At 62.7% G+C, this 23,303-nt stretch carries 24 protein-coding genes and 1 tRNA gene; 16 read left to right on the top strand and 9 right to left on the bottom strand.

Going from position 1 to position 23,303, the window contains the following annotated elements; genetic code table 11:
- Window positions 1-133 precede the first annotated feature (133 nt).
- Window positions 134-1,336 carry a phosphoglycerate kinase gene (locus D6201_RS04445; protein ID WP_120047719.1) on the top strand — a complete coding sequence of 401 codons (1,203 nt, stop codon included), beginning with the start codon at window positions 134-136 and terminating at the stop codon, window positions 1,334-1,336.
- Window positions 1,336-1,977, top strand: coding sequence for a 2OG-Fe(II) oxygenase family protein (locus tag D6201_RS04440; protein WP_120047718.1), 642 nt, complete (start codon window positions 1,336-1,338; stop codon window positions 1,975-1,977). The genes D6201_RS04445 and D6201_RS04440 overlap by 1 nt, the downstream gene beginning before the upstream one ends.
- On the opposite strand, the gene D6201_RS04435 is transcribed toward D6201_RS04440, so the two are convergent.
- Window positions 1,978-2,406, bottom strand: a complete 429-nt coding sequence (locus tag D6201_RS04435) for a hypothetical protein (RefSeq protein ID WP_120047717.1) — start codon at window positions 2,404-2,406, stop codon at window positions 1,978-1,980.
- A 2-nt stretch (window positions 2,407-2,408) separates the two neighbouring features.
- Complete coding sequence (locus tag D6201_RS04430) at window positions 2,409-3,167, bottom strand: flavodoxin family protein (protein WP_120047716.1); 759 nt, start codon at window positions 3,165-3,167, stop codon at window positions 2,409-2,411.
- A gap of 184 nt (window positions 3,168-3,351) precedes the next feature.
- On the opposite strand from D6201_RS04430, the gene D6201_RS04425 reads away from it, so the two are divergent.
- The 5 genes from D6201_RS04425 (at window position 3,352) to D6201_RS04405 (ending at window position 7,454) form a co-directional block, all read left to right on the top strand.
- Window positions 3,352-4,239 (top strand): fructose bisphosphate aldolase, encoded by an 888-nt coding sequence (locus D6201_RS04425; RefSeq protein WP_120047715.1) that lies wholly within the window; start codon window positions 3,352-3,354, stop codon window positions 4,237-4,239.
- Window positions 4,239-4,856, top strand: coding sequence for a thiamine phosphate synthase (gene thiE / locus D6201_RS04420; protein WP_193725689.1), 618 nt, complete (start codon window positions 4,239-4,241; stop codon window positions 4,854-4,856). Before D6201_RS04425 ends, thiE begins: the two co-directional genes overlap by 1 nt.
- The gene (locus D6201_RS04415) at window positions 4,853-5,431 is read left to right on the top strand and encodes a YdcF family protein (protein ID WP_199798173.1); all 579 of its coding nucleotides are present in this window, start codon (window positions 4,853-4,855) and stop codon (window positions 5,429-5,431) included. Before thiE ends, D6201_RS04415 begins: the two co-directional genes overlap by 4 nt.
- Before the next feature lie 80 nt (window positions 5,432-5,511).
- The gene (locus D6201_RS04410) at window positions 5,512-6,759 is read left to right on the top strand and encodes a L,D-transpeptidase family protein (RefSeq protein WP_242447421.1); all 1,248 of its coding nucleotides are present in this window, start codon (window positions 5,512-5,514) and stop codon (window positions 6,757-6,759) included.
- A complete protein-coding gene (locus tag D6201_RS04405) occupies window positions 6,759-7,454 on the top strand; it encodes a M23 family metallopeptidase (RefSeq protein ID WP_242447420.1) in 696 nt (231 codons plus the stop codon). Before D6201_RS04410 ends, D6201_RS04405 begins: the two co-directional genes overlap by 1 nt.
- Here the strand turns inward: D6201_RS04405 and D6201_RS04400 are convergent, their stop codons facing one another.
- Window positions 7,455-7,802 carry an elongation factor P gene (locus D6201_RS04400; protein WP_120047713.1) on the bottom strand — a complete coding sequence of 116 codons (348 nt, stop codon included), beginning with the start codon at window positions 7,800-7,802 and terminating at the stop codon, window positions 7,455-7,457.
- A gap of 113 nt (window positions 7,803-7,915) precedes the next feature.
- Here D6201_RS04400 and efp point away from each other — a divergent pair, with 113 nt between their 5' ends.
- From efp to prsR, 8 genes are all read left to right on the top strand, one after another.
- Window positions 7,916-8,479 carry an elongation factor P gene (gene efp / locus D6201_RS04395; protein ID WP_120047712.1) on the top strand — a complete coding sequence of 188 codons (564 nt, stop codon included), beginning with the start codon at window positions 7,916-7,918 and terminating at the stop codon, window positions 8,477-8,479.
- A gap of 5 nt (window positions 8,480-8,484) precedes the next feature.
- Complete coding sequence (locus D6201_RS04390) at window positions 8,485-9,303, top strand: inositol monophosphatase family protein (RefSeq protein ID WP_120047711.1); 819 nt, start codon at window positions 8,485-8,487, stop codon at window positions 9,301-9,303.
- A gap of 25 nt (window positions 9,304-9,328) precedes the next feature.
- A tRNA-Leu gene (locus D6201_RS04385) sits at window positions 9,329-9,413 on the top strand.
- 240 nt (window positions 9,414-9,653) lie between these two features.
- Window positions 9,654-11,453: an SLC13 family permease gene (locus D6201_RS04380; protein WP_193725688.1), complete on the top strand. Its 1,800-nt coding sequence runs from the start codon at window positions 9,654-9,656 to the stop codon at window positions 11,451-11,453.
- A 240-nt stretch (window positions 11,454-11,693) separates the two neighbouring features.
- Entirely contained in the window at window positions 11,694-11,855 is a 162-nt protein-coding gene (locus D6201_RS13055; protein ID WP_242447419.1) for a hypothetical protein, read from the top strand.
- 111 nt (window positions 11,856-11,966) lie between these two features.
- Window positions 11,967-13,352 carry a TIGR03013 family XrtA/PEP-CTERM system glycosyltransferase gene (locus D6201_RS04370; protein WP_120047710.1) on the top strand — a complete coding sequence of 462 codons (1,386 nt, stop codon included), beginning with the start codon at window positions 11,967-11,969 and terminating at the stop codon, window positions 13,350-13,352.
- Window positions 13,349-15,463: an XrtA/PEP-CTERM system histidine kinase PrsK gene (prsK, locus tag D6201_RS04365; RefSeq protein WP_120047709.1), complete on the top strand. Its 2,115-nt coding sequence runs from the start codon at window positions 13,349-13,351 to the stop codon at window positions 15,461-15,463. The genes D6201_RS04370 and prsK overlap by 4 nt, the downstream gene beginning before the upstream one ends.
- Window positions 15,463-16,827 (top strand): PEP-CTERM-box response regulator transcription factor, encoded by a 1,365-nt coding sequence (prsR, locus tag D6201_RS04360; RefSeq protein WP_120047708.1) that lies wholly within the window; start codon window positions 15,463-15,465, stop codon window positions 16,825-16,827. Before prsK ends, prsR begins: the two co-directional genes overlap by 1 nt.
- An 8-nt stretch (window positions 16,828-16,835) precedes the next feature.
- Here prsR and D6201_RS04355 read toward each other — a convergent pair whose 3' ends face one another.
- A complete protein-coding gene (locus D6201_RS04355) occupies window positions 16,836-17,906 on the bottom strand; it encodes a DUF475 domain-containing protein (protein ID WP_120047707.1) in 1,071 nt (356 codons plus the stop codon).
- Window positions 17,907-17,958: 52 nt separating this feature from the next.
- A complete protein-coding gene (gene panB, locus D6201_RS04350; protein ID WP_120047706.1) occupies window positions 17,959-18,831 on the bottom strand; it encodes a 3-methyl-2-oxobutanoate hydroxymethyltransferase in 873 nt (290 codons plus the stop codon).
- 89 nt (window positions 18,832-18,920) lie between these two features.
- Between panB and D6201_RS04345 the strand changes: the two genes are divergently transcribed.
- On the top strand, window positions 18,921-20,354 hold the full coding sequence (locus D6201_RS04345) for a sodium-dependent transporter (RefSeq protein WP_120047705.1): 1,434 nt from the start codon (window positions 18,921-18,923) through the stop codon (window positions 20,352-20,354).
- Window positions 20,355-20,449: 95 nt separating this feature from the next.
- Here the strand turns inward: D6201_RS04345 and D6201_RS04340 are convergent, their stop codons facing one another.
- The 4 genes from D6201_RS04340 to D6201_RS04325 all read right to left on the bottom strand — a co-directional run bounded on the left by D6201_RS04340 (window position 20,450) and on the right by D6201_RS04325 (window position 23,244).
- Window positions 20,450-20,917, bottom strand: coding sequence for a pyridoxamine 5'-phosphate oxidase family protein (locus D6201_RS04340; RefSeq protein ID WP_120047704.1), 468 nt, complete (start codon window positions 20,915-20,917; stop codon window positions 20,450-20,452).
- Between the two features lie 51 nt (window positions 20,918-20,968).
- A complete protein-coding gene (locus D6201_RS04335) occupies window positions 20,969-21,784 on the bottom strand; it encodes a TerC family protein (RefSeq protein ID WP_120047703.1) in 816 nt (271 codons plus the stop codon).
- 113 nt (window positions 21,785-21,897) lie between these two features.
- Entirely contained in the window at window positions 21,898-22,635 is a 738-nt protein-coding gene (locus tag D6201_RS04330) for a carbonic anhydrase (protein WP_120047702.1), read from the bottom strand.
- Window positions 22,636-22,845: 210 nt separating this feature from the next.
- Window positions 22,846-23,244, bottom strand: a complete 399-nt coding sequence (locus D6201_RS04325; RefSeq protein WP_120047701.1) for a PilZ domain-containing protein — start codon at window positions 23,242-23,244, stop codon at window positions 22,846-22,848.
- Window positions 23,245-23,303 lie beyond the last annotated feature (59 nt).

The following is a 23,303-nucleotide window of genomic DNA, read 5'->3' as shown; positions in this document are numbered from 1 at the left end:
GTTCTCCCCTCCCGCTCGCGGGAGGGGTTGGGGGTGGGCATGGGCCTGCAAGGCCCACCCGGCTGCGACTAGGCAGGCAAGCTGCCAAGTCTCACTGCCCCTCCCGTGCACGGTAGGGGAGAAGGAGCGCAAAATGCCCGATTTCAAGACACTCGACGATCTGCCCGACGACCTGACCGGCCAGCGTGCGCTGGTGCGGGTCGATCTCAACCTGCCGATGAAAGGCGGGCAGGCGAGCGACCTCACCAGAGCCCGCGCCGTCGCGCCGACCATTCTCGAACTGGCGGATCGCGGCGCGAAAGTGCTGCTTCTCGCGCATTATGGGCGGCCTAAGGGCGAGCGGCATTCGACCATGAGCCTCAGCTTCGTGCAGGGCGATGTGGCGGGCGTGATCGGGCGTGAGATCATGTTCATTCCCGAGGTGTCCGGCCCCGTCACCGCGCAGGCGATCGACATTCTCGGCCCCGGCGATATCGGTCTTCTCGAAAACACTCGCTTCTGGCCCGGCGAGGAAGCGAACGATCCCGACTTCGCCAAGGCCATCGCCGCGCATGGCGATTTCTACGTCAACGATGCCTTCTCCGCAGCCCACCGCGCCCATGCCAGCACGGAAGGTCTGGCGCATCTGCTGCCAGCCTATGCGGGGCGCGCGATGGAGAAGGAATTGAAGGCGCTCGACGCGGCGCTCGGCAATCCGACGCCGCCCGTCGCTGCCGTGGTGGGCGGCGCGAAGGTCAGCACCAAGCTCGCCGTGCTCGAAAATCTCAGCCGCCGTGTCCAGCATCTCATCATCGGCGGCGGAATGGCCAACACCTTCCTCGCCGCGAACGGCGTGAAGGTCGGCAAGAGTCTCGCCGAGCACGACCTGACCGACACGGCGCGCACCATCATGGATGCGGCCGACGAGGCCGGCTGCACGATCCACCTCCCCTACGACGTGGTGGTGGCGAAGGAATTTGCCGCCAACCCGCCGAGCCTGCGTACCTGCAACGTCCATGAGGTCGCCGAGGATGAGATGATCCTCGATATCGGCCCGCAGGCGGTCGAGGCGCTGGGCGATGTGCTCAAGACCTGCGCCACGCTGGTCTGGAACGGTCCGCTCGGCGCATTCGAAACGCCGCCCTTCGACGAGGCCACCGTCGCGCTTGCACGCACGGCTGCCGCGCTGACGCAGGACGGTTCGCTCATCTCGGTCGCGGGCGGAGGCGACACGGTCGCCGCGCTCGCCCATGCAGGCGTTGCCGACCAGATGACCTATGTCTCGGCCGCAGGCGGCGCTTTCCTCGAATGGATGGAAGGCAAGGAACTGCCGGGCGTTGCCGCTCTGAGCGCGTAATGCCCACCGCTCGCCATCTCTTCTCTACGCCGTTCGTCATCGACCGGCTGCAGAGCGAGGCGGGTGTTGCCATGCTGCGCGAGCTTATTGAGGCGGAGCGGGGGCGCGATCCGGATGGCTTGAGCATTTCCAATCTCGGCGGCTGGCATTCCAACACCGACATGCTCGAATGGGGCGGAGAAGCGGCGAAGGCGCTCGTCTTCAAGGCGATGGGCATGGCGGACGAGGCGACGCTGGACGCGGTGTCGCCGGACGCAAGCCGCTTCGGCTGGATCCCGGAGCTGTGGGCGAATGTCAGCGGCAAGGACCATGCGAACCAATATCACACGCATCCCGGCAGCTACTGGTCGCTCGTCGCCTATGTCGACGATGGCTATGCGGGTAGCGACGACCCGGCGCTTGGCGGGGAATTGCAGCTGCTCGATCCGCGCATGCCGATGGTGCGGATGAACGCCCCCGATCTGCGAATGCGCGATGCGAACGGCAGGCCGATGGCGAGCGAGATTTCGGTCCGCCCGCAGACCGGCATGATCGTGATGTTTCCCAGCTGGCTGCAACATGCGGTGCGGCCGTTCCATGGCGACGGCACACGCATTTCCATCGCCATCAATCTGACGGCGGCGCTGAAGAAGCCGCACTGATCAGTCGCTGGACCCGTTCGTGAACACGAAGCGATAATCGCCAGGCGCGACGGGCATTGTCTGCGTGCTCGGCCGGGGAAGCACTTCCGACAGAAGGACGCTTTGCCCGCCCATCAACTCAGGTTCGCCCAGCGTCATTTCGCGAGTTTCGGCGACCCCGTCGCTTCGGATCGCCGCTTCGACCACCAAGCGCCCGGCCCAGACGCAGCGCGCATTTATCGGGCAGCGGGAATCCTCGACCACGCGCAGCGGCGTGACCGACATTTCCTCAACCGCCACACTCTCGCCAAGCGCAATCGCGCTTCCGGCAGGCTGCGCCACCTGCTGCGTGGTTGCGCAGGCGGACAGGATGGCGACAGCGGCGAAGCAGGGCAGGGCGCGTATCATGCGGCCAGAAAGCACCGGGCCGGGTGACGCGAGGCTGAACATGTCTAGCGATATTCCGGGTTCGGCCAGCCCGGCTTAACGCCGCAATCCCATTCGGTGCGCACATTGCCCACCGCAGGATAACCGCCGGCATCCTTCAGCATGCGTGCCGCGTGCAGCAGGTTGAACGCCATGAAGGTGGTGTTTCGCTGGGTGAACTCGTTGTCGAAGCCGGCGCGGGTGCCATCGTCCTGTTGATCGCCATAGGACGGGCCGGGGCCGGCGGGGCCGATCCAGCCGCAATCGGCCTGTGGGGGAATGGTGAGGCCGACATGCTGCATCGAATAAAGCACGCCCATGCCGACATGCTTGATGCCATCCTCGTTCCCGGTGACGACACAGCCGCCCACCTTGCCGTAGAAGCGATACTGGCCCTTGTCGTTGGTCTCGCCCGAATGCGCGTAAAGCTTCTCGATGAAGGTCTGCGCGATGGAGCTTTTCTCGCCCAGCCAGATCGGCGTGCCGAGAACGACGATATCGGCTTCGAAAACGTCGGGGCTTAGTGTCGGCCAGTCGTCCTCCTCCCAGCCATGCTCCGTCATGTCCGGGTAGACGCCCGGCGCGAGATTGTAGGCGGAGAGGCGATGGCGCTTCGTGGAAACGCCCTGATGCTCGAAAATCTGTTCCACGACATCGAGCAGCGTGTCGGTGTGCGATGCCTCTGCGGGCGGCTTGAGCGTGGCGTTGAACAGCACCGCCTTCAGGTCCGAAAAATCGATCTCGCAGCCCTCCGAAATTTGCGTCTGCCTGTCGCTCAATGTCATGATTTCTCTCCCTGCAAACGTGGTGGCCTCGGCCCGAAGATTTTCGCTTTCCTACAGACCGCTCGATGTGCTTGCGCCATCGCCATCTGCACATGCCCCCGTGGATGTGTTTCATCAACTTGCATCCGTATCACCGCCCGCATAGGAGCCACGGCAACCACACAAATTCGATAGGGAGCATCGAATGAAAACCGCCGACATGACCGCCAAGATCGCCGCCGGAGACGGCTTTATCGCCGCATTGGACCAGTCGGGCGGATCGACGCCCAAGGCGCTGCGCGGTTACGGCGTGTCGGACGACGAATGGTCCAACGATGAAGAGATGTTCGGCAAGATCCACGAAATGCGCAGCCGCATCATTTCCTCGCCCGCTTTCGGCGGCGAAAAGGTGGTCGGCGCGATCCTGTTCGAGCGGACGATGGATGGCGAAGTCGGCGGCAGGCCCACTCCGCAGGCGCTGATCGACAAGGGCGTGGTGCCGTTCATCAAGATCGACAAGGGGCTGGAGGACGAAGCGAACGGCGTTCAGCTGATGAAGCCGATGCCGACGCTGGACGATCTGCTGACCAAGGCCAAGGGGCTGGGCGTTTTCGGCACCAAGGAACGCTCCGTGATTCAGTCCGCCAATGCGCAGGGCATCGCTGAAATCGTGGCGCAGCAATTCGAGGTCGGCCGCCAGGTCATCGCCCACGGCATGATGCCGATGCTGGAGCCGGAATATAATATCCAGGCCGAGGACCGGGCCGAGGGCGAGGAATTGCTCAAGTCCGAAATCCTGACGCAGCTGGATCGCCTGCCCGAAGGCGAGCAGGTGATGCTGAAGCTTTCCATCCCGGTGAAGGCGGACCATTATCGCGAGCTGATCGAGCACCCCAAAGTGCTGAAGGTCGTGGCGCTGTCCGGCGGTTATTCGCGCGAGGACGCCTGCCGCGAGCTGTCGAAGAACCCCGGCATGATCGCCAGTTTCAGCCGCGCCCTGCTGGAAGAGCTGCGCGCGCAGATGTCCGACGAGGAATTCGATGCAGCGCTGGGTGATGCGATCGACGCGATCTACGACGCCTCAACCTGTTGATGGCGGACTGCCAGCTCTACCTTATCTCGCCGCTAGACGTGGTCGGCGATTTTCCCGACCGGCTGGATCGTGCGCTGGCGGCGGGCGAAGGGCTGGCAACGGCCTTCCAATTCCGCGTGAAGGATGTGGACCAGCACGAGGCCGCCCGGCTTGCGGCTCCGTTGCAGGAAATCTGCGCCGCGCGTGATGTGGGCTTCATCGTCAACGACAGCGTTCCGCTCGCCAAGCGGCTGAAGGCCGATGGCGTCCATCTTGGACAGGGCGACGGCGATATTCGTGAGGCACGCGAGGAGCTGGGCCGCGACGTGCAGATCGGCGTCACTTGCCATGCCAGCCGCCACCTGGCGATGGAAGCGGGCGAGGCCGGGGCGGACTATGTTGCTTTCGGTGCCTTTTTCCCGAGCGAAACCAAGGCCAGCGACCATCGGCCCGAAGTCGATGTCCTCGAATGGTGGAGCGGCCTGTTCGAGATTCCCTGTGTCGCCATCGGGGGCATTACGCCGGATAATTGCGCACCGCTGGTCGAAGCTGGTGCGGATTTCCTCGCGGTGAGCAATGCGGTGTGGGGTTCGGACGAAGTCGCAGCGGTGAAAGCATTCGCCGAAAAGCTGCGGTGAAGACGAAGCTCCTCCGCGCGATGCTCCCGCTGCTGGTCGGCTGGTTCGGCGCGGTCGCTTACTGGATCGGTGCGGGACCGACCGAAGATCCTGCCGCGACAGCCGACGTCGCCATCGTGCTCGGCGCGGCGGTTCACGGCGACGAGCCAAGCCCGGTATTTTGTGAGCGCATCTCCCATGCGCTCGATCTCTACGAAGCAGGCCGGGTCGGACATTTGTTGTTTACCGGCGGCAGGAGCGCTGCGGACGCGCTGGCCGAGAGCGAAGCGGCGGGAGCGGTGGCGCGCGATGCGAGCGTTCCCGCAGACACGATCCTGATCGAGACCCGGTCGCGCACCACGATGCAGAACCTGCGCAATGCCAAGGCGATCATGGACCTGGAGGGGCTGGAGACCGCCATCATCGTCTCGGACCCGCTGCATATGCGCCGGGCGATGGAAATGGCGGAGACACTCGGCATTGCGGCGCAATCGAGCGCGACGCCCACCACGCGCTATCGCAGCTGGCGCACCAAGGCACCGTTCCTGCTGCGCGAGGTGTATTTCATGCACCATTTCTGGCTTTTCGGCGAATAGCCGCACGGGCAGGAAAGATTGGCGTTCTCGCGGGTTGAGGATGCAAGGGCACTGAAAAGGCCCGTCTCAGGAGGTCTTGAATGTCACGCAAATTTCTCGCCATCATCGCTGCTCTGCCGCTCATCGCATGTTCCATGGACGGTGCGGACAATGCCGAGGAAACCGAGACGGAAGCCTCCGCCAACGCCGATAGCGATCTTGGCTACGAGCCGATGAGCGACGACAATCAGGCGGACTCGATGGCCTCCGAGGATGAGCGCTACATGTCGGTCGGCCAGGACCATGGATCGGTGGCCGACGCCAATCGCGATAACGAAATCCCCGACAGCGAGGAGCGCCCGATCATGCAGGCGCAGGTCGTGCTCGATCGGGAAGGCTTCGGCCCCGGCGTGATCGACGGCAAGATGGGCATGAGCACCGAAAACGCGCTCAGCGGTTTTCAGGAGGCGAACGATCTCGACGTGACCGGCAAGCTGGACGAGCCGACGAAGTCCGCGCTGGCGCGCTGGGAGCGCATCCCGGCCACCCGCGTCGTGACCATCCCGGCGAGCTGGGGCGATGCGGAATATTACGACATTCCCGAAGACACGGGGGCCAAGGCCGAAATGGAGCGGCTCGGCTACAAATCGCTCGACGAGCGGCTGGCCGAACGCTTCCACACGACGGTGGAGGTGCTGCAGGAATTGAACCCGAACGGTCGCCCGGCAGGCATGGACACGCCGGAGGACGACGCTTCGCCTTCGCCCACTGCCACCGGCACGTCCTCCGACAGCGAGTCCGAGAATGACGGGATTTTCCGTGCAGGCCAGCAGATCCGCGTTCCCAATATCGGCGCAGATCGCATCTCGCCCGGCAGCCTCCAGGATGCCGACTGGCAGCGCACGCTCGCCAGCCTCGGCGTCGGCAGCGATCAACCGGAGGTCGATCGCATCGTCGTCAGCAAAGCGGGCAAGACGTTGAAAGCATATCAGGGCGACGAGCTGGTCGCTCTCTTCACCGTCAGCTCCGGATCGAGCGAATTCCCGCTGCCTCTGGGCGAATGGGACATCGTGGGCGAGGCGTACAATCCGCCCTATTCCTACGACCCGGAGGTCTTGAATGGCGATGGCGCCGAGGGAGAGGAATACACGCTTCCGCCCGGCCCGAACGGCCCAGTGGGCGTCGTATGGATCGATCTCAGCAAGGAACACTACGGCATTCACGGCACGCCGGACCCTGAAACCATCGGTCGCGCGCAGAGCAGTGGCTGCGTAAGGTTGACCAATTGGGACGCCGCCAGACTAGCAGGTATGGTCAACACCGATACAGAAGTGATATTCGAAGCCTGATGGCATCACCGTTCGTAGAAAAACTCCAGGTCGCCGTGATCACCGCAACGGTCGTTTCGGCCGGGTGGATCATGGCGGGCGCCGTGATCATGGACCGCGAGGAAAGCGCCGAAATCGCCGCCGAACTCGATGAGCAGGAAGAGGCCGACCCGCCTGCTTCCGAGGGAACGCAGGCTGCGCAGACCACGCCCGGCGATCGCACCGAGCCTTCGGTACAGTCGGAGGAGCAGGCGTCCAATCTCATGATCCCGGTCCTCGGCGTCAGCGCAAGCGACCTGACCGACAATTTCGAGGACGAACGCGGCGGCGGCACGCGGTTGCACGAAGCGATCGACATCATGGCCGAAGCCGGAACATCCGTCGTCTCCGTGGCGCCGGGCACGGTCGAACGCCTGTTCCGGTCCGACCAGGGTGGGAACACCGTCTATATCCGCTCCGAAGACCGTGAGACGATCTATTACTACGCCCATCTCGACGAATATGCGCCGGGCCTCAACGAAGGCATGACCGTGCGGCGCGGGCAGCGGCTCGGCACGGTGGGATCGAGCGGCAATGCCGATCCGGAAGCGCCGCACCTGCATTTCGAAGTGATGCGCACCACTGCCGAAGCGGAATGGTGGGAGCCATCCACATCGGTCAATCCCTATCCGCTGCTAACCCGCCAGCGCAGGCAGGCGCTCGAACCGGCATCCTGATCAGACATCGCTGCGAATGCAGCGCAGGCGGCTGGGTTCGCCGTTCTCGATCTTGCGCAGAAAGCCGTCCCCCACGATTGCGTAGGTGGTCCCGTTACGCGGGCCGCTCGTCATCGTGACGCGGCTTCCGCGGCGCAGATACGTTCCGTTGCCCTGCGGCGAGGAATAGCGCGATGCGCTGAGAATGGTGAAGCTTTCTTCCGGCTGCGCGATGCTGGCAGGTCCGCCCGCATCGCCGGGCAGTTCGCAGCGATACACGCCGCGCTCGATCGTCCCGATCATCTCCTGCGCGGCAACCGGCGCAGCGGCGAGGGCGGGGATCGCCAATAGGGAGAGCCAGCGGATCATGCGCCGTCCATAGCAGCTGTGGATTGCATCGTCATGAACCGCCGCGCTTGCCGCCTTGCCCGCATGGCGTTAGGGCGCGCGCAATCCCACGAATTCAGGCATGTGAGCATCCCATGAAAATCAGCGGCGTCGATATCCGTCCCGGCAATATCCTCGAATATGAAGGCGGCATCTGGAAAGTCGCCAAGATCCAGCACACCCAGCCCGGCAAGGGCGGGGCGTACATGCAGGTCGAGATGAAGAACCTCATCGACGGCCGGAAGACCAATGTCCGCTTCCGCAGCGCCGACACGGTCGAGAAGGTGCGACTGGATACGAAGGAATACCAGTTCCTTTATGAAGACGGCGACATGCTCGTTTTCATGGACACGGACAGCTACGAACAGATCAATTTGCCGAGCGACCTGCTGGGCGATGCGCGTCCGTTCCTGCAGGACGGAATGCAGGTGCAGCTGGAGCTGTGGGAAGAACGCCCAATCAGCGTGCAGCTTCCCGCCCAGATCGAAGCCGATATCGTCGAAGCGGATGCGGTGGTGAAGGGGCAGACAGCTTCCTCCAGCTACAAGCCCGCTGTGCTGGACAATGGCGTGCGCATCATGGTGCCGCCGCATATCGAAAGCGGCACGCGGATCGTCGTCGATGTGTATGAGCAGACATATGTCGGGAAGGCCGGCTAAGTCCCATGCCAGCAATTCCAGGTATCGTTCGCGTCATGGAAAAGGCCGCCCGCAAGGCAGGTGGCCGCTTGCGCCGCGACTTCGGCGAGGTCGAGCATCTCCAGGTCAGCCGCAAGGGGCCGAGCGATTTCGTGTCCAAGGCCGATCAGGCTGCCGAGCGCACGCTGTGGGACGAGTTGAAAGTCGCGCGTCCGGGCTGGGGCTTTCTGATGGAGGAGGCCGGCGAGCTCGAAGGCGAGGCAGGCCAGCCGCGCTTCATCATCGATCCGCTCGACGGGACCAGCAACTTTCTCCACGGCATTCCACATTTCGCGATCAGCATCGCGGTGCAGGAGCGCAAGCTGGGCAGCGACGACTGGGGCGACATCACCTCCGCCGTCGTCTACCAGCCGATCACGGACGAAACCTTCTGGGCGGAAAAGTCTGGCGGCGCATGGCTGCATGATGGCCGCCTCCGCGTTTCCGGCAGGCGCCAGCTTTCCGAGGCGCTGATTTCCACGGGCACGCCGTATCAGGGCCACGGCAATTTTGCCGAATGGAGCCGGATCTTCGGCGCGCTCGGCCCCAATATCGCTGGCATTCGCCGCTTCGGCGCGGCCTCGCTCGATCTCGCTTGGCTTGCCGCAGGCCGGTATGACGGGTTCTGGGAAAGCGGCCTTTCGCCTTGGGATACGGCTGCCGGGTGCCTGCTGGTGCGCGAGGCCGGCGGCTTCGTGACAGACTATCGCGGACGCTCCCAGCCGATCTGCGACGAACAGGTGATTGCTGGAAACGACCAGTTGCATTCACGCCTTCACAAGATGATTGCGGAAGCGCTCAAGTAGCTTTACTCGCGGCTCGCAACCGCAGGCCCCTGTGGCGGAATTGGTAGACGCGCTCGACTCAAAATCGAGTTTCTCACGAAGTGCCGGTTCGAGTCCGGCCAGGGGTACCAGCCACTTTCCTACAGAATGACGACGCTGCATCGTGGCGTGTATGCCGGTTTCGACCATCATAGCGTATAGTGCCGATCTGGAAGGTTACGCCTTGCGCAGGCCGGATGAAGGCTTCCCATCCGTAAATGCGCGCCCGGCCAAGGTGCACATTTTTCCGCTTCTGTGTCACACTTCGTGCTGCCTCGCGGGCAGAAGAAACTTGCAATCCCTTGCCAGCTTTGGGAACGGATGCGGGAACCGTGATCGAAGCTCCATCCCTTCATGCGCTGGCCGCGATGGCTCTCACGGTCGCCGTGTTCTACCTGTTCGTGCGCGACCGGATATCGATAGAGATCGTGTCGCTGCTGGCGATCGCGATCATTGCGGTTGGACTGTACTTCTACCCCATGCCGCACACGCAGCCGACCGACGGGCTGCAACTCGCCTTCAGCGGTTTCGGCCATTACGCTCTCATCACTATCTGTGCGCTGATGGTGATGGGCCGAGGGCTGGTGGTAACAGGCGCGTTGGAGCCTGCGGCCCGCTTTCTGGAGCGTGTCTTCAAACTGAACCTGCAGCTTGGCCTGCTTTTCTCCCTGCTGATCGCCTTCGCCTTGTCGATGGGCGTGAACAATACGCCGGTGCTGGTGCTGCTGATCCCGATATTCGTGACCCTGGCGCTGCGCGGCGCGATGCCCGCATCGAAGACGCTGATGCCGCTCAACGCCGCATCGCTGCTTGGCGGGCTTGCGACCACTATCGGCACTTCGACAAATATCCTCGTCGTCGCCATTGCCGTCGATCTCGGCATGCCGCGCATGGGTGTCTTCCACTTCACCCCCATCGTCCTCGCCGCTTCGCTGATCGCGCTTCCCTATATCTGGCTCGTCATGCCGCGCATGATGCGGGACAATACACCCGAAGTCAGCGAAGCGCAGCGCATGTTCGTCACGCGGCTGCGCGTGCCGCCGTCGAGCAATCTTGCCGGGCGCCATTTCGATGAGGTGGTGGACACGCTGCCGGAGGATTTCCGCTTCGAAGAGCGGCCCGCCGGGCCGTTCGAGACGGGACAGAAGCTGCGTGTTTCAGGAACGCACGATGCGCTGGAAGATGCTATCCGGGTTCTCAAGGGTCAGATCGCGCCGGGCTGGGTCGTCGACGAGGTCGAGCGCGAGGCCAAGCGGCTTGGCGAAGACATCCAGGTGGTCGAAATGGTGGTAACGTCGGATTCCCGGCTCATCGATCGCACATTGGCGACCTCCGGCATCGCCGACCGTTTCGGCGTCGCCGTGCTCGGTATCCACAAGCCGAACCGTCCGCTGCGCGCCGAAGATGCGGTCGATGCGTCGGGCGACATGCGGCTCGCCGAGGGGGACGTGCTGCTCGTGATGGGGCTGACCGGCACGATCAACACCTTCGCGCAAGCGGACAGCCTGCTCCAGCTCGAAGGCGCGCGCGAAGTGCCGCGGCGTTCCAAGGCCTTGCTTGCCGCCACGATCATGGGCGTTTCGGTGGGGCTCGCCTCCATCGGCGTGCTGCCCATCGCGATTGCCTCCCTGGGCGGTGCCATCCTCATGTTCCTGACCGGCTGCGTGAAGTTCGACCGGGTTGGCCGCGCGCTCTCTGCGCAGGTGATCGTGCTGGTTGCAGCAAGTATCGCCATCGGCCGTTTCGTCCTGGACAGTGGGGCGGCGGGCTGGCTGGGGGAGTCGCTGGCACTTGGCCTGCAATTCCTGCCACCGGCTGGCGTGCTGGCGGCGATCATGCTGTTCGTCACGGTTCTCACCAACTTCGCGTCTAACGCAACGGCGGCAACGGTCGGCACGCCGATCGCCTTCGCCATCGCGACCGAGCTCGGCCTGCCGCAGGAACCGCTGATCCTCGCCGTGCTGTTCGGCTGCAACCTTTGCTATGCAACACCCATCGCTTATCAGACGAACATGCTGATCATGGCGGAAGGAAGCTACCAGTTCGGCGATTATGTGAAGGCCGGCGTGCCGCTGGTGCTGATCATGGTCGTGACGCTCAGCGTCCTGTTGGCGATGACCTACGGCATGTGAAGCTTGCAGGTGCGGTGACCATTCGCGCTTACCAACGCCGTGGGAACCGGATGATATCCCGGTGGTTCAGCTGCAAATTTCGGGAGAATTGCAATGGTGGAAGAACGCACCACCGAGACCCGCGACGCTGCGAGCAATACCCACACTACGACGACCATCACTCGCGATGCGGAAACCCGTTCGGGCGGCAGCAGCAAATAGGCGCTGATCCTCATCCTTGTCGTGTTGGGCGGACTTGCCTTGCTGATCTTCAATCAGATGGGCGAGGCCGAAGCAGCGAAGGACGAAGCGGTCGCAGGCGCGGCAGACAGTGTGGGCGAGGCCGCAGACAGCGTCGGTAATGCCGCCAGCCAGGCCGGCGAAGCGGCGCAGGACGCGGCGGACAACCTATCCGGCGAGTGATTTACGCCGGCATTTTACACTCTGGTGTAAAGTTTACCGACATTTCATAGGTCGTCGTTAATTCCGTCCTGCAATCCGGAAATCCCTCCGGATGGCAGGACCGGTGGTGCGATGATCCGTCTCTTCAAGCACTATATCCCGCATGCCGTGCTTTTGCTCGGCCTGCTGGACTTCGTGCTCCTGCTGATCGCGGCCGATGTCGCATGGCAATTGCGTAGCGCGCAGATCGGTACCGAAGCGGGGCCGCTGCGTGCCCGCGCATTGGCGCTGATCGGCTTTGCCGTGACGACGCAGACGGCGATGATCGCGGTCGGCGTTTACGGTGCGGAGGCGCTGCGCTCCATGCGGTTTGCCTGCGCGCGTCTGCTGGTCGCCGTCAGCCTCGCCATCCTTGCGCTGGCATTGATCGACTTTCTGCTGCCCGGCAGCACCTATTGGCGCTCCATCCTGCTTTACGCGATGGTGCTGGCCACGATCGCCTTGGTGCTCAACCGGCTGATCGTCGGCGGCATTCTCGGCACCCATGCCTTCCGGCGGCGCGTGCTGGTTCTGGGTGCCGGTCACCGGGCTGAGCGCCTGCAGCAGCTTGCGGCGCGCGAGGGAAGCGGATTTGCCGTCGTGGGCTACATTAACATGGCGGAGACGACGCCGCAGGTGGCGCAGGCCGTGAACCGGTCGGCCATCGGCGATCTTTCCGCCTATGTCGCCAATCTCGGCGCAACCGAAGTGGTGCTGGCGCTGGAAGAGCGGCGCAATGCCTTGCCACTCAAAGACTTGTTGCGGGTCAAGACGGCGGGCGTCCACGTCAATGAATTCTCCAGCTTTCTCGAGCGCGAGACCGGCCGTGTGGACCTCGACACTCTGAATCCCAGCTGGTTGATCTTTTCGGACGGTTTCTCCTCGGGGCGCGCGATCTCCAGCGTGGCCAAGCGCATTTTCGATATCCTTGCCAGCGGTCTCCTGCTTCTTCTGACCTTTCCGCTGATCGCGCTATTCGCGCTTATCGTGAAGCTGGACAGCGAGGGTCCCGCCTTTTTCCGGCAGACGCGCGTCGGCCTGTACGGGCAGAAATTCGAACTGGTGAAGCTGCGCTCCATGCGCACCGATGCCGAAAAGGACGGCGTGAAATGGGCTGAGAAGAAAGACCCGCGCATTACCCGGGTCGGCGGCCTGATCCGCAAATTGCGTATCGACGAACTGCCGCAGGTCTGGACGGTGCTGACCGGGCATATGAGCTTTGTCGGACCGCGTCCCGAAGTGCCGAAATTCGTCGCCGATCTCGAGCAGGAACTGCCCTATTTCGCCGAGCGCCACATGGTGAAGCCCGGCATCACCGGGTGGGCGCAGATCAATTATCCCTATGGCGCCAGCATAGAGGACGCGCGGCAGAAGCTCGAATACGATCTCTATTACGCGAAGAACTACACGCCCTTTCTAGACCTGCTGATCATGCTGCAGACACTGCGCGTCATCCTCTGGCCAGAGGGAGCGCGATGATGGGGATTGCATGGGAGCTCATCGTCTTCCTGACATATCTCGCGGCGGCGATTGCGGCGACGTCGCTCTCGCTGTGGCTCGCAACCAATGGACGCGCACGCGGCCCGGCGATCAAGGCGTCCGCTGCTGCGCTGGGTTTTGCCGCGCTATGGGCGTTTTTCGTGGCGGGCTTCGGTCGCGCGGAACCTATCACGCATACGGCTCTGGTCACGAGCAATCTCGCGTGGCTGTGGATGCTCTATCGCCTGTTCGGTCACGATGACCGGGACAAAAGGCTCGGCCCGATCAGGCCGGTGGTTGCTTCCCTGGCATTTATCGAAATGACGCAACTAGCCATCATCGGTACGCGGCTGCAAAGTCAGGCACAGCCCGAGGCCGAAGCGCTGATCGTACAGATCGTCCTGACCCTGCGATTGTTGTGGTGCATCGGCGCGCTCGTGCTGGTGCACAATCTGTTTGCCGGGGCATCGCAACAGGCGCGCCTGGCCCTGCGTTGGCCGTCCGCCGCGCTCGGCGCGATCTTCCTCTACGATCTCAATTTCTACACCATCGCCTATCTGGGCTCGGATACGCCGGACCTGCTCGAGGATTTCCGCGCGCTGGCCCTGCTCGTCGTGACGACGCTGCTCGCCGTCGGCTTCCTGCGGAACAAGAGCGAGTTGCGCTTCCGCCCGTCGCGCAGCTTCGCTTTCCAGTCCTTCTCGCTTCTGCTGATCGGCGCGTATCTGGTGGTGATGGTCGTCCTCGCACAGGGGCTCGCTTATGCCGGAAGCGATTACGGCAAGATCCTGCAAACCGGCTTCGTGCTGCTCGCCAGCGTCGTTGCGCTCACCGTGATGTCGTCGAAGCGCCTGCGTGGCTGGCTGCGCGTGACGCTATCGAAGAACCTCTTTCAGCATCGCTATGATTACCGCTCCGAATGGCTGCGCTTTACCGATACGATCGGGCGCGCCGGGCCGCAGGCGCCACCGCTGCTGGAACGTGCCGTGCAGGCGGTGGCTGACATTACCGACAGCCCTTCCGGCCTGCTGCTGACGCCGCGCGAAGAGGGCGGCCTTGCCCTTGCAGCGCGCTGGCAATGGCCGAATATCGATGTGCCCGCGCTAGCCTTCGACGAAGCGGGAGCGCGCTTTTTCGAGGAAAGCCAATTCATCATCGATCTCGACGATATTCGCCGCGGCGATCATGAGGGCATCCCCCCGGCAGCGTGCCCACCCTGGCTGTTCACGCATGAACAAAGCTGGGCGCTCGTCCCGTTGCTGCATTACGAAAAGCTCGTCGGTGTCGTGCTGCTTGCGCGCCCGCCATTGACCCGCCGCCTGGACTGGGAAGATTTCGATCTGCTGCGCGTGGTCGGACGGCAGCTCGCAAGCTACTTGGCCGAACAGTCGAGCCAGGATGCGCTGGGCGACGCGCAGCGTTTCGACGAATTCAATCGCCGCATCGCCTTTGTCATGCACGACATCAAGAACCTTGCCAGCCAGCTTTCGCTGCTAGCCGGCAACGCTGAAAAGCACGCGGACAAGCCGGAATTTCGCGCGGACATGATCCTTACTCTGCGCAATTCGACGGACAAGCTGCAGGGATTGCTGGCACGTCTCGGGCGGTATGGCAGCCACACCGATGGCGCGATCGAGCCTGTGCCGCTGCGCGTCATGCTGCGCGATATCGCCGCACGCTATCACACCCAGCCGGGTTCGATCACGCTGATTGCCGAGGACGACCTGATGGTGCGCGCCGATCCTGAGGCGCTGGAACAGGCGCTCGTTCATCTCGTGCAGAACGCCATCGAGGCGGTCGACGACGGAACGCCGGTGCAGCTTCGCCTGGTCCCGCAGGAAAACGGCGCACTGATTGAAATCGTCGATTCGGGTGAGGGAATGTCGCCCGAATTCATCCGCACGCGCCTGTTCAAGCCGTTCCACTCATCGAAACAGGGCGGCTTCGGCATCGGCGCCTTCGAGGCGCGCGAACTGGTGCGCGCGATGGGCGGGCGACTGGATGTGGAATCGCGCGAAGGGCTGGGGACGCGCTTCGCGATCTTCCTGCCCGGTGATCAGAGATTGGACCTGCTCCAACAGATGCAGGATCGAAAGAAAGAGGTAGCGTAGTGGCCGAGACCAAACCCAAATTGCTGATCGTCGAGGACGATGAAGGCCTGCAGGCGCAGCTGAAATGGGCGTATGAAGAATTCGACGTGCGCATTGCCGGCGACTACGACAGCGCCATTGCCGCATTGCGCGCCGAAGAGCCGCCCGTGGTGACGCTCGATCTCGGTCTGCCGCCTGATCCGGATGGCACGACCGAGGGCTTTCGCGTCCTCGACGAGATCATGGCCATCAAGCCCGATACGAAGGTCATTGTCGCTTCGGGACATGGCGCGCGCGAGAGTGCGCTGGGGGCGGTCGAACGCGGAGCGTATGATTTCTACCAGAAGCCCGTCGATATCGAGCAGCTCGGGCTGATTGTGAAACGTGCCTTCAACTTGCATGCAATCGAGGAAGAGAACCGCACGCTCGCGGCCAAGTCGGGTGACGGCAACCGCGTGCTGGGCGGGCTGATCACGTCGGCGCCGGAGATGGTGAAGGTCGCCCGCACTATCGAGAGGGTCGCCAATACCAATGTCTCCGTCATGTTGCTTGGCGCGAGCGGCACAGGCAAGGAACTGCTCGCCCAAGGTCTGCACGATGCAAGCCAGCGGCGGGAAGGGAACTTCATCGCCATCAATTGCGCGGCGATCCCGGAAAACCTGCTTGAAAGCGAGCTGTTCGGGCACGAAAAGGGTGCGTTTACAGGCGCAGTGAAAACGACCGAAGGCAAGATCGAACTGGCCGATGGCGGTACGCTCTTTCTGGACGAAGTCGGCGACATCCCGCTGCCGTTGCAAGTGAAGTTGCTGCGGTTTCTGCAGGAACGCACGATCGAGCGGATCGGCGGCCGCAAATCCATTCCGGTCGATACCCGTATCGTTTGCGCCACCCATCAGGACTTGGAAGCGATGATCGGCGATGGCCGCTTTCGCGAAGACCTGTTCTATCGTCTGGCCGAAGTGGTGATAAAGATCCCCTCGCTGGCCGAGCGCCCCGGCGATGCGGGGCTACTCGCCAAAGCCTTTCTCAAACGGTTTGCCGACGAAATGAATCCGGCGGTGACCGGCTTCGCGCCCGACGCGCTGGCGGCGATCGACGCCTGGGGCTGGCCGGGAAACGTGCGGGAACTGGAAAACCGCGTGAAGCGCGCCGTGATCATGGCCGATGGCAAGCTGATTGGAGCAGAGGATCTCGACCTCAACGGCGACGATAATGAAACACCGGAAGCGCTCAATCTGAAAAGTGCGCGTGAACAGTCGGATCGCAAGATGATCCGCCACGCTCTCGCTCGCAGCGAAGGCAATATTTCCAGCACCGCCAAGATGCTCGGCATCAGTCGACCGACGCTGTACGATCTGCTCAAACAGTACGATCTGCAGACCTGAGTGGCGCGCTAGTCGACGGTGATCGTCTCCACCGCACAGCCTTCGCGGCGATTGTGGCGGACCGACCACCAGAGGCTTAGGCCGATCAGGACCACGCCGATGAGGCCGGTGATTGTCTCGGGGATGTGAAAAATCGCCGAGGTCAACATGATCGCGCCCAAAGCGATGATTGCCCAGAAGGCACCGTGCTCGAGATAGCGATATTGCGCCAGCGTGCCCTTGCGGACGAGGTGGATCGTCATCGAACGCACGAACATAGCGCCGATGGAGAGGCCGAGCGCGATGATGACCATGTTGTTGGAAAGAGCAAAAGCGCCGATCACGCCGTCGAAGCTGAACGAGGCGTCAAGCACTTCGAGATAAAGAAAGCCCCCAAGCCCCGAGCGCACGACGGCGCCGCTCGCCCGCTTTGCTTCTTCGCGCATGTTGAGCCATTCGCCCAGCGCATCGACTGCGATAAAGGTGACGAGGCCCAGCACGCCAGCGATTAGAAAAGTAAGCGCCTCGGCGTCCGGCAATTGCGCCGCAACCGCCCAAATCACCACCAGCAGTAGGCCGATCTCCAGCGCGGGCAGTGCTGCGACCTTGACCAATTGCCGTTCCAGCGCGCCGATCCAGTGCACATTCTTGTCACTGTCGAAGAAGAACTTCAGGCCGACCATGGACAGGAAGGCACCGCCGAATCCGGCGATCCCGATATGCGCTCCCGACACGATCTCCTCGTAACGCTCCGGATCGTTGAGCGAGAGATCGATCGCCTCGACCGGGCCGATATTCGCCGCGATAGCCACGATGGCGAGCGGGAAGACGATGCGCGTGCCGAACACGGCAATCGCTATGCCCCACACCAGAAAGCGCTGCTGCCAGACCGGATCCATCTCCCGCAGCACTGTCGCGTTCACGACGGCATTGTCGAAACTCAGTGAAATTTCGAGGATCGAGAGGATCAGGATGATCCACAGGACTTTCAGGACGTCGCCAAGATCGTCAGCAGTGGCGATGCCATACCACAGGCCGAGGCCGAAGCAGGCTGCCGTGAAAACGAGCGAAAATGTGTAAAAGCGCAGGAGCGTTGCCATTGGAGCGTCGTAGGCGGGTCGTCGATGGTCGGGAAGGGCGCGGGGCGCGCTATCAACCCTTGGGTTGGTAAAGCTGGTCCGGCCCGGGGAAGCTGCGTTCGCGCACTTCGCGGGCGTATGTGGCAGCGGTTTCTTCAATGATCGAGCCAATATCGTGATATTTCTTCACGAAGCGCGGCACCCGCTCGAACATGCCCAGCATGTCTTCGGTCACCAGCACCTGCCCGTCGCATTGCGCCGATGCGCCGATGCCGATGGTGGGGCAGGAGACGCCCTGTGTTATGGCAATGGCGATCGGCTCCAGCACGCCTTCGACCACGATGGCGAAAGCTTCTGCTTCATCCAAGGCCTTCGCATCGCCGACGATCTTGTCCGCTTCTGCATCGCTGCGCCCGCGCGCTGCATAGCCGCCGAGCACGTTCACCGCCTGCGGGGTAAGCCCGACATGGCCCATCACCGGAATGCCGCGCTGGGTCATGAAGGCGACCGTTTCGGCCATCGCCTCCCCGCCTTCCAGCTTCACCGCGGCCGCGCCGCTTTCCTTCAGCAACCTGGCGGCAGCTGCGAATGCGGTTTCGGGTGAGGCTTCGTACGCGCCAAACGGCATGTCGACGACGACCACGGCGTGATAGCTACCGCGCACGACGGCGGCAGCGTGGTTCGCCATCATCTCCATTGTCACCGGAATGGTGGAGGGCAGTCCATATATCACCTGGCCCAGCGAGTCGCCGACAAGCAGCATGTCGCAGTGCGGATCGAGCAATTGCGCCTGGCGAGCCGTATATGCCGTAAGCATCACCACGGGCTCCTGCGTGACGCCATCCGACTTGCGCGCGCGAATTTTCGGCACGGTGAGACGCCGCATCGGCTGCGGGGTGGGATTGGCGCGGCTGGTGGCGGTGTCGAGCGTGAAGGTGGTGGACATGCGCGCTCTTTATCAGACAGCCCCCTCGACGCGACTCCATTTTCGATGCAAAAGGTCTGAAATCAAAGGGGTCGGAGGACAAACACCACATGGCACTCACGCAAGCCGGATCGACCGGCGACCACTGGTCGTCGCGTAGCGCTTTCATTCTGGCAGCGGTCGGAGCGGCTGTCGGGCTCGGTAATATCTGGCGATTTCCGACACTTGCGGGCGAGAATGGCGGCGGCGCTTTCGTCCTCGTCTATATCGGTTTTGTCATCCTGCTCGGATTGCCGCTAGTTCTTTCGGAAATCCTGCTGGGCCGCGCCGGTGGAGAGGACGCAATCGGATCGGTGCGAAATGTCGCCGTGCACTCCAAGCGGTCGGAGCTCTGGAAGGGTGTCGGCGCGCTGCAGATCCTGGCTGGTTTCCTAATCCTGTCCTTTTACTCGGTCGTCGCAGGCTGGGTTATCAATTACGTGTTTGTCGCAGGCGAAGACTGGTTCGGTGCGTTGTTCTCCGGTGCGCCCTTCTCGGTGGCTTTCGCCGGAGAAACGCAGGAACAGATCACCGGTCGGATGGGCGATCTCTTCGCCAGCCCAGGCAAACTGATCCTGCTGCACGCGATTTTCATGGGCGCGACGATCTGGATCGTCGCCAGCGGTGTCAGCGACGGCATCGAGAAAGCGGCGAAATGGCTGATGCCGACCTTTTTCGTATTGCTCGTCATCGTAACGACCTACGGCGCTTTTACGGGAGAGTTTGCGCAGGCCGTCAAATTCCTGTTCACCCCCGACTTCAGCAAACTTAACCCGATCGCGTTGAACGAGGCGCTGGGACAGGCACTGTTCTCGCTCAGCCTCGCCGCCGGTGGATTGCTGACTTACGGCGCCTACATTACCCGCGATGTAAATCTGGCGCCGACGGCCGCTATGATCGCCGTGGCCGATACTCTTGTCGCGATCCTGGCCGGCCTTATGATCTTTCCGATCGTCTTCGCCGTCGGGCTCGACCCGGCGGCAGGGCCTGCGCTTATCTTCCAGACGCTGCCCATCGCATTCAGCTCCATGCCGGCCGGATCGCTCATCGGCCTCGTTTTCTTCGTGCTGATCTTCTTTGCGGCGCTGACGAGCTCGATCTCTCTGCTGGAAGGGCCGACAGCCTGGGTGATCGACCGTTTCCGCATCCGGCGCCCGATCGCTGCCATCATGGTTGGCCTCGTTGCTTTCGGTATCGGCGTCATCTGCGCGCTGGGCTATAATATCCTGTCGGATGTGCGCCCTCTGGCTTTTTGGGACGTATTTGCCGAGAACGACATTCTCGATGCGCTGGATGGCGTGACCGGCAAGATCATGCTGCCGCTTGGCGCGTTCTTGGTCGCGATCTTCACCGGCTGGATGGCGGACCGCCGCCTGATCGAACAGCAGACTGGCCTCGATGGCGGCATGTTCATGCTGTGGCGCTTCCTCGTCGCCTGGCTATGCCCGATTGCCGTCGGCCTCGTGCTGCTCCTCGGCCTCGTACCCGGCTTGCTCGGCGACTGACACGACGCAAATGAAGAGAGCCACCGTTCCCTACGGAGCGGCGGCTCTCACGCGCGTGACGAACGCATACGTTTGTCCGCGTTATTCAGTCGGTGTCAGAGCACCGTCTCGATGTTTTCTTCCTTGGCGTCTTCGCGCACGTCGAAGCCGAGCAGCATTTTCACGGTGTCGACCGCGCCAAGGTCGCCCCAGATCTCCGCCTTGCCGAGGTCCATACGCAGCATCAGCAGGTTCGGATCGTCCTTGCCGCCTTCGTACCAGGCCTCGACGGGCTTGCTCCACTGCTTCTCGAGCCGTTCGCGGCTGTGTTCCTCGCTCAGAGTGCCCTTTATGCGTGCGAACATGTCGTGGCCCTTGCTGGCAAAGGTCACAGTGGCAGGGCCGCCCTGGGCAAGGCTGTTGTCCTTGGTGGTGAAGAACCAGATCGTGCTGTCGGCATCCTTGTCCAGCTGCGCAGTCATTGGAATGGCATCTTCGGGCGCAGCGTCGCGCTGCAGAAATACGAAGGGGCTGTCGGCCAGCGATTTCCAGAAGTCGGTCTTCAATTCTTCACGGTCACTCATGGGGTTCTCCTTTGCCCGAATAACGGACAAGAAAGGGCACCGTTCCGCGCCTTAGGTCGCCGCTCTTTTCTCCGCTGCAATGCGCGCCCGGCGATTGCGCTGTACCATGTTCAGCAATTCCACGCCGACGCTGAATCCCATCGCCGCGTAGATGTAGCCCTTGGGCACATGGAAGCCGAGCCCGTCGGCAATCAGCACCAGGCCGATCATCACGAGGAAGGCGAGGGCGAGCATCACCAGCGTCGGATTTTTCTCGATGAAGCGGGCGAGCGGATCTGCGGCGACCATCATCACGCCGACGGTGATCACGACGGCGGTGACCATGATCGGGATTTCATCGGTCATGCCCACGGCGGTAAGGATGGAATCGACCGAGAAGACGAGATCAATGGCAACGATTTGCGCGATAACGGAGCCGAAGCTTGCTTTTGCAAGATCCTTCATGTCCGGCGTCTTGTCGAGCAGATCGCCGCTATTGTCCGCCGGCTCCATCGAGTGATGGATTTCCTTTGTGGCTTTCCAAAGCAGGAACAGCCCACCCGCCAGCAGGATAAGATCGCGGCCCGAGAAGGCCGTTTCGAAACTGGCCTTGTTCGTGCCCTCCACGGGCGGGCCGACGATGCCGAGATCGAATAGCGGCTCCTGCAGTGTGACGATCCAGCCAATCAGCATCAGCATTCCGATGCGCATGATGAGCGCCAGCGAGAGACCGATGCGTCGGGCGCGCTGCTGCTGATGCTCGGGCAGCTTGTTTGAAAGGATCGCGATGAAGATGAGGTTGTCGACGCCGAGGACGACTTCCAGGGCGATGAGCGTGAGCAGGGCCAGCCAGGCGGCGGGATCGGAAAGCAGCGCAACGATGTCCATGGCGCTTCAATGCGCAAAGCCGCGAACGGTGCCGGAAGCTTGCGCGATCGATGGCCGGCACGAAAACGGGGCGCGGTTTCCCACGCCCCGTTTCTCGTTATTCATGTGATGCGTCAGTTGACAGGAGCGACCACCAGGCGATTGCCCTGCGGCTGGAGCGAACGCGCGCTCGGGCCGAGCGCGTCGTATATGGCGCGGATCTGCTCTGCGCTCGCGCTCAGCACGGTTTCGGCGACGTGCCAGTTCACGCCCTCGCTGCAAGGCGGCGTGGTGAGCGAGCCCATGTAGCGATAGACACCGAGGTCTTCGGGCACCATGTCGGTGATGTCGAAGCTCACTTCCATGCCGTTGTGCACGCTTGCATCGCCCAGATGCGGCATGATCTGCGCGAGCGCCGGATTGGCTGCGCCTTCGGCAAAGGTTACACCCAACACGCCGAGCTTGCCGTCATCCGTGGCATGCACGAAGTGCGCAACGAGCGGCTGGCGCTCACCATCAATGGCGTGTTCGGCGGGCGTATGGAAATGCACCTGGATAAGATTGAACATGGTGCCGCCAGAATTCATGCCCATGCCTTCGCCGAAATTGACTTGCACCTTCTCTTCACCGAGCGCCATCGTGCCATTGGCAGGGCCGTAATTGTGAGAAAGCTGCACGTCGCCGACGGCGTTTGGCGTGCCAAGATCGATCGGCGACTGGTTCAGTCCGGCATCGCAAAGGGCGTAATCGGTGTTGAGCAGGGACCAGCGCTCGTCATCGACGCCATCGCTGAAATTCCAGTCCTTGTCCTGCGCCATTACAGGCGCGGTGAGCAGGGCGAGGGCGGTGGCCGCCGAGGTAGACAATTTCATGAATTCTCTCCACTTCGATGCATGCAAGGTTGGAGGATCGTGTTCCGGCCCCTGCACGCGATAGAACCAGCGGAACGCGAGCGATCCGCACAATCTGCGTCCGACATCGCGAGCGCAAGCTCGCCAGAGGGGCCCGGTACGCACGGCGCGCTCACGCACGCCGCTTGTCCATACAATTTGTTTGGAAGCCGGGGGTTCCCGGCGGCGCGATCAGCAGGGGAGGCGTGTCGGCCTGGCCTGTCCGCTCGGATGCGGCGAGACATCGTTATCGGCGGACGCGGCACCGAGCGCGCCTGCCGCCGCGGCATCTATCGTGTCCCGAAGCGCTTTCGCATTCAGCGGCTTATCGAAAGTCACGCCGCACATTCCGGGTGCTGACCATGTGACGTGACAATACGCTTCGTGCACCGTCCAGTCGAGAATGCCGCTGCTCCCCTTGGCTGGCGGCACTTCTGTGTGAAAGCGCGCGCCATTTGCGGAAATGTCGAACAGGCGGCCCGGTCGATCCCCGCTCGGCATGAGCATCTTCGCCAGGCAATCCACGCGTGTTCTCGGCCCCGAACGCCTCTCGGGAAGCGCATCTTGCTTGGCACGCGCGAACAGTTTCATGAAATTGACGACCCCCCAAGTGATTGGCGAAAGGCTTCACCGCTGCGTGGTTAAGATCG

Origin of the sequence: Aurantiacibacter aquimixticola, assembly GCF_003605475.1 — a bacterium.
Lineage (GTDB): Bacteria > Pseudomonadota > Alphaproteobacteria > Sphingomonadales > Sphingomonadaceae > Alteraurantiacibacter > Alteraurantiacibacter aquimixticola_B.
Note: the sequence above shows the minus strand (reverse complement) of the source record. Positions and strands in the feature narration are given on the sequence as shown.

Bases quoted from the DNA above. Each gene is read 5' to 3' on its own strand.
- D6201_RS04445 (WP_120047719.1), top strand. From the start codon at position 134: ATGCCCGATTTCAAGACACTCGACGATCTGCCCGACGACCTGACCGGC.
- D6201_RS04440 (WP_120047718.1), top strand. From the start codon at position 1,336: ATGCCCACCGCTCGCCATCTCTTCTCTACGCCGTTCGTCATCGACCGG.
- D6201_RS04435 (WP_120047717.1), bottom strand. From the start codon at position 2,406: ATGTTCAGCCTCGCGTCACCCGGCCCGGTGCTTTCTGGCCGCATGATA.
- D6201_RS04430 (WP_120047716.1), bottom strand. From the start codon at position 3,167: ATGACATTGAGCGACAGGCAGACGCAAATTTCGGAGGGCTGCGAGATC.
- D6201_RS04425 (WP_120047715.1), top strand. From the start codon at position 3,352: ATGAAAACCGCCGACATGACCGCCAAGATCGCCGCCGGAGACGGCTTT.
- thiE (WP_193725689.1), top strand. From the start codon at position 4,239: ATGGCGGACTGCCAGCTCTACCTTATCTCGCCGCTAGACGTGGTCGGC.
- D6201_RS04410 (WP_242447421.1), top strand. From the start codon at position 5,512: ATGTCACGCAAATTTCTCGCCATCATCGCTGCTCTGCCGCTCATCGCA.
- D6201_RS04405 (WP_242447420.1), top strand. From the start codon at position 6,759: ATGGCATCACCGTTCGTAGAAAAACTCCAGGTCGCCGTGATCACCGCA.
- D6201_RS04400 (WP_120047713.1), bottom strand. From the start codon at position 7,802: ATGATCCGCTGGCTCTCCCTATTGGCGATCCCCGCCCTCGCCGCTGCG.
- efp (WP_120047712.1), top strand. From the start codon at position 7,916: ATGAAAATCAGCGGCGTCGATATCCGTCCCGGCAATATCCTCGAATAT.
- D6201_RS04390 (WP_120047711.1), top strand. From the start codon at position 8,485: ATGCCAGCAATTCCAGGTATCGTTCGCGTCATGGAAAAGGCCGCCCGC.
- D6201_RS04370 (WP_120047710.1), top strand. From the start codon at position 11,967: ATGATCCGTCTCTTCAAGCACTATATCCCGCATGCCGTGCTTTTGCTC.
- prsK (WP_120047709.1), top strand. From the start codon at position 13,349: ATGATGGGGATTGCATGGGAGCTCATCGTCTTCCTGACATATCTCGCG.
- D6201_RS04355 (WP_120047707.1), bottom strand. From the start codon at position 17,906: ATGGCAACGCTCCTGCGCTTTTACACATTTTCGCTCGTTTTCACGGCA.
- panB (WP_120047706.1), bottom strand. From the start codon at position 18,831: ATGTCCACCACCTTCACGCTCGACACCGCCACCAGCCGCGCCAATCCC.
- D6201_RS04345 (WP_120047705.1), top strand. From the start codon at position 18,921: ATGGCACTCACGCAAGCCGGATCGACCGGCGACCACTGGTCGTCGCGT.
- D6201_RS04340 (WP_120047704.1), bottom strand. From the start codon at position 20,917: ATGAGTGACCGTGAAGAATTGAAGACCGACTTCTGGAAATCGCTGGCC.
- D6201_RS04335 (WP_120047703.1), bottom strand. From the start codon at position 21,784: ATGGACATCGTTGCGCTGCTTTCCGATCCCGCCGCCTGGCTGGCCCTG.
- D6201_RS04330 (WP_120047702.1), bottom strand. From the start codon at position 22,635: ATGAAATTGTCTACCTCGGCGGCCACCGCCCTCGCCCTGCTCACCGCG.
- D6201_RS04325 (WP_120047701.1), bottom strand. From the start codon at position 23,244: ATGAAACTGTTCGCGCGTGCCAAGCAAGATGCGCTTCCCGAGAGGCGT.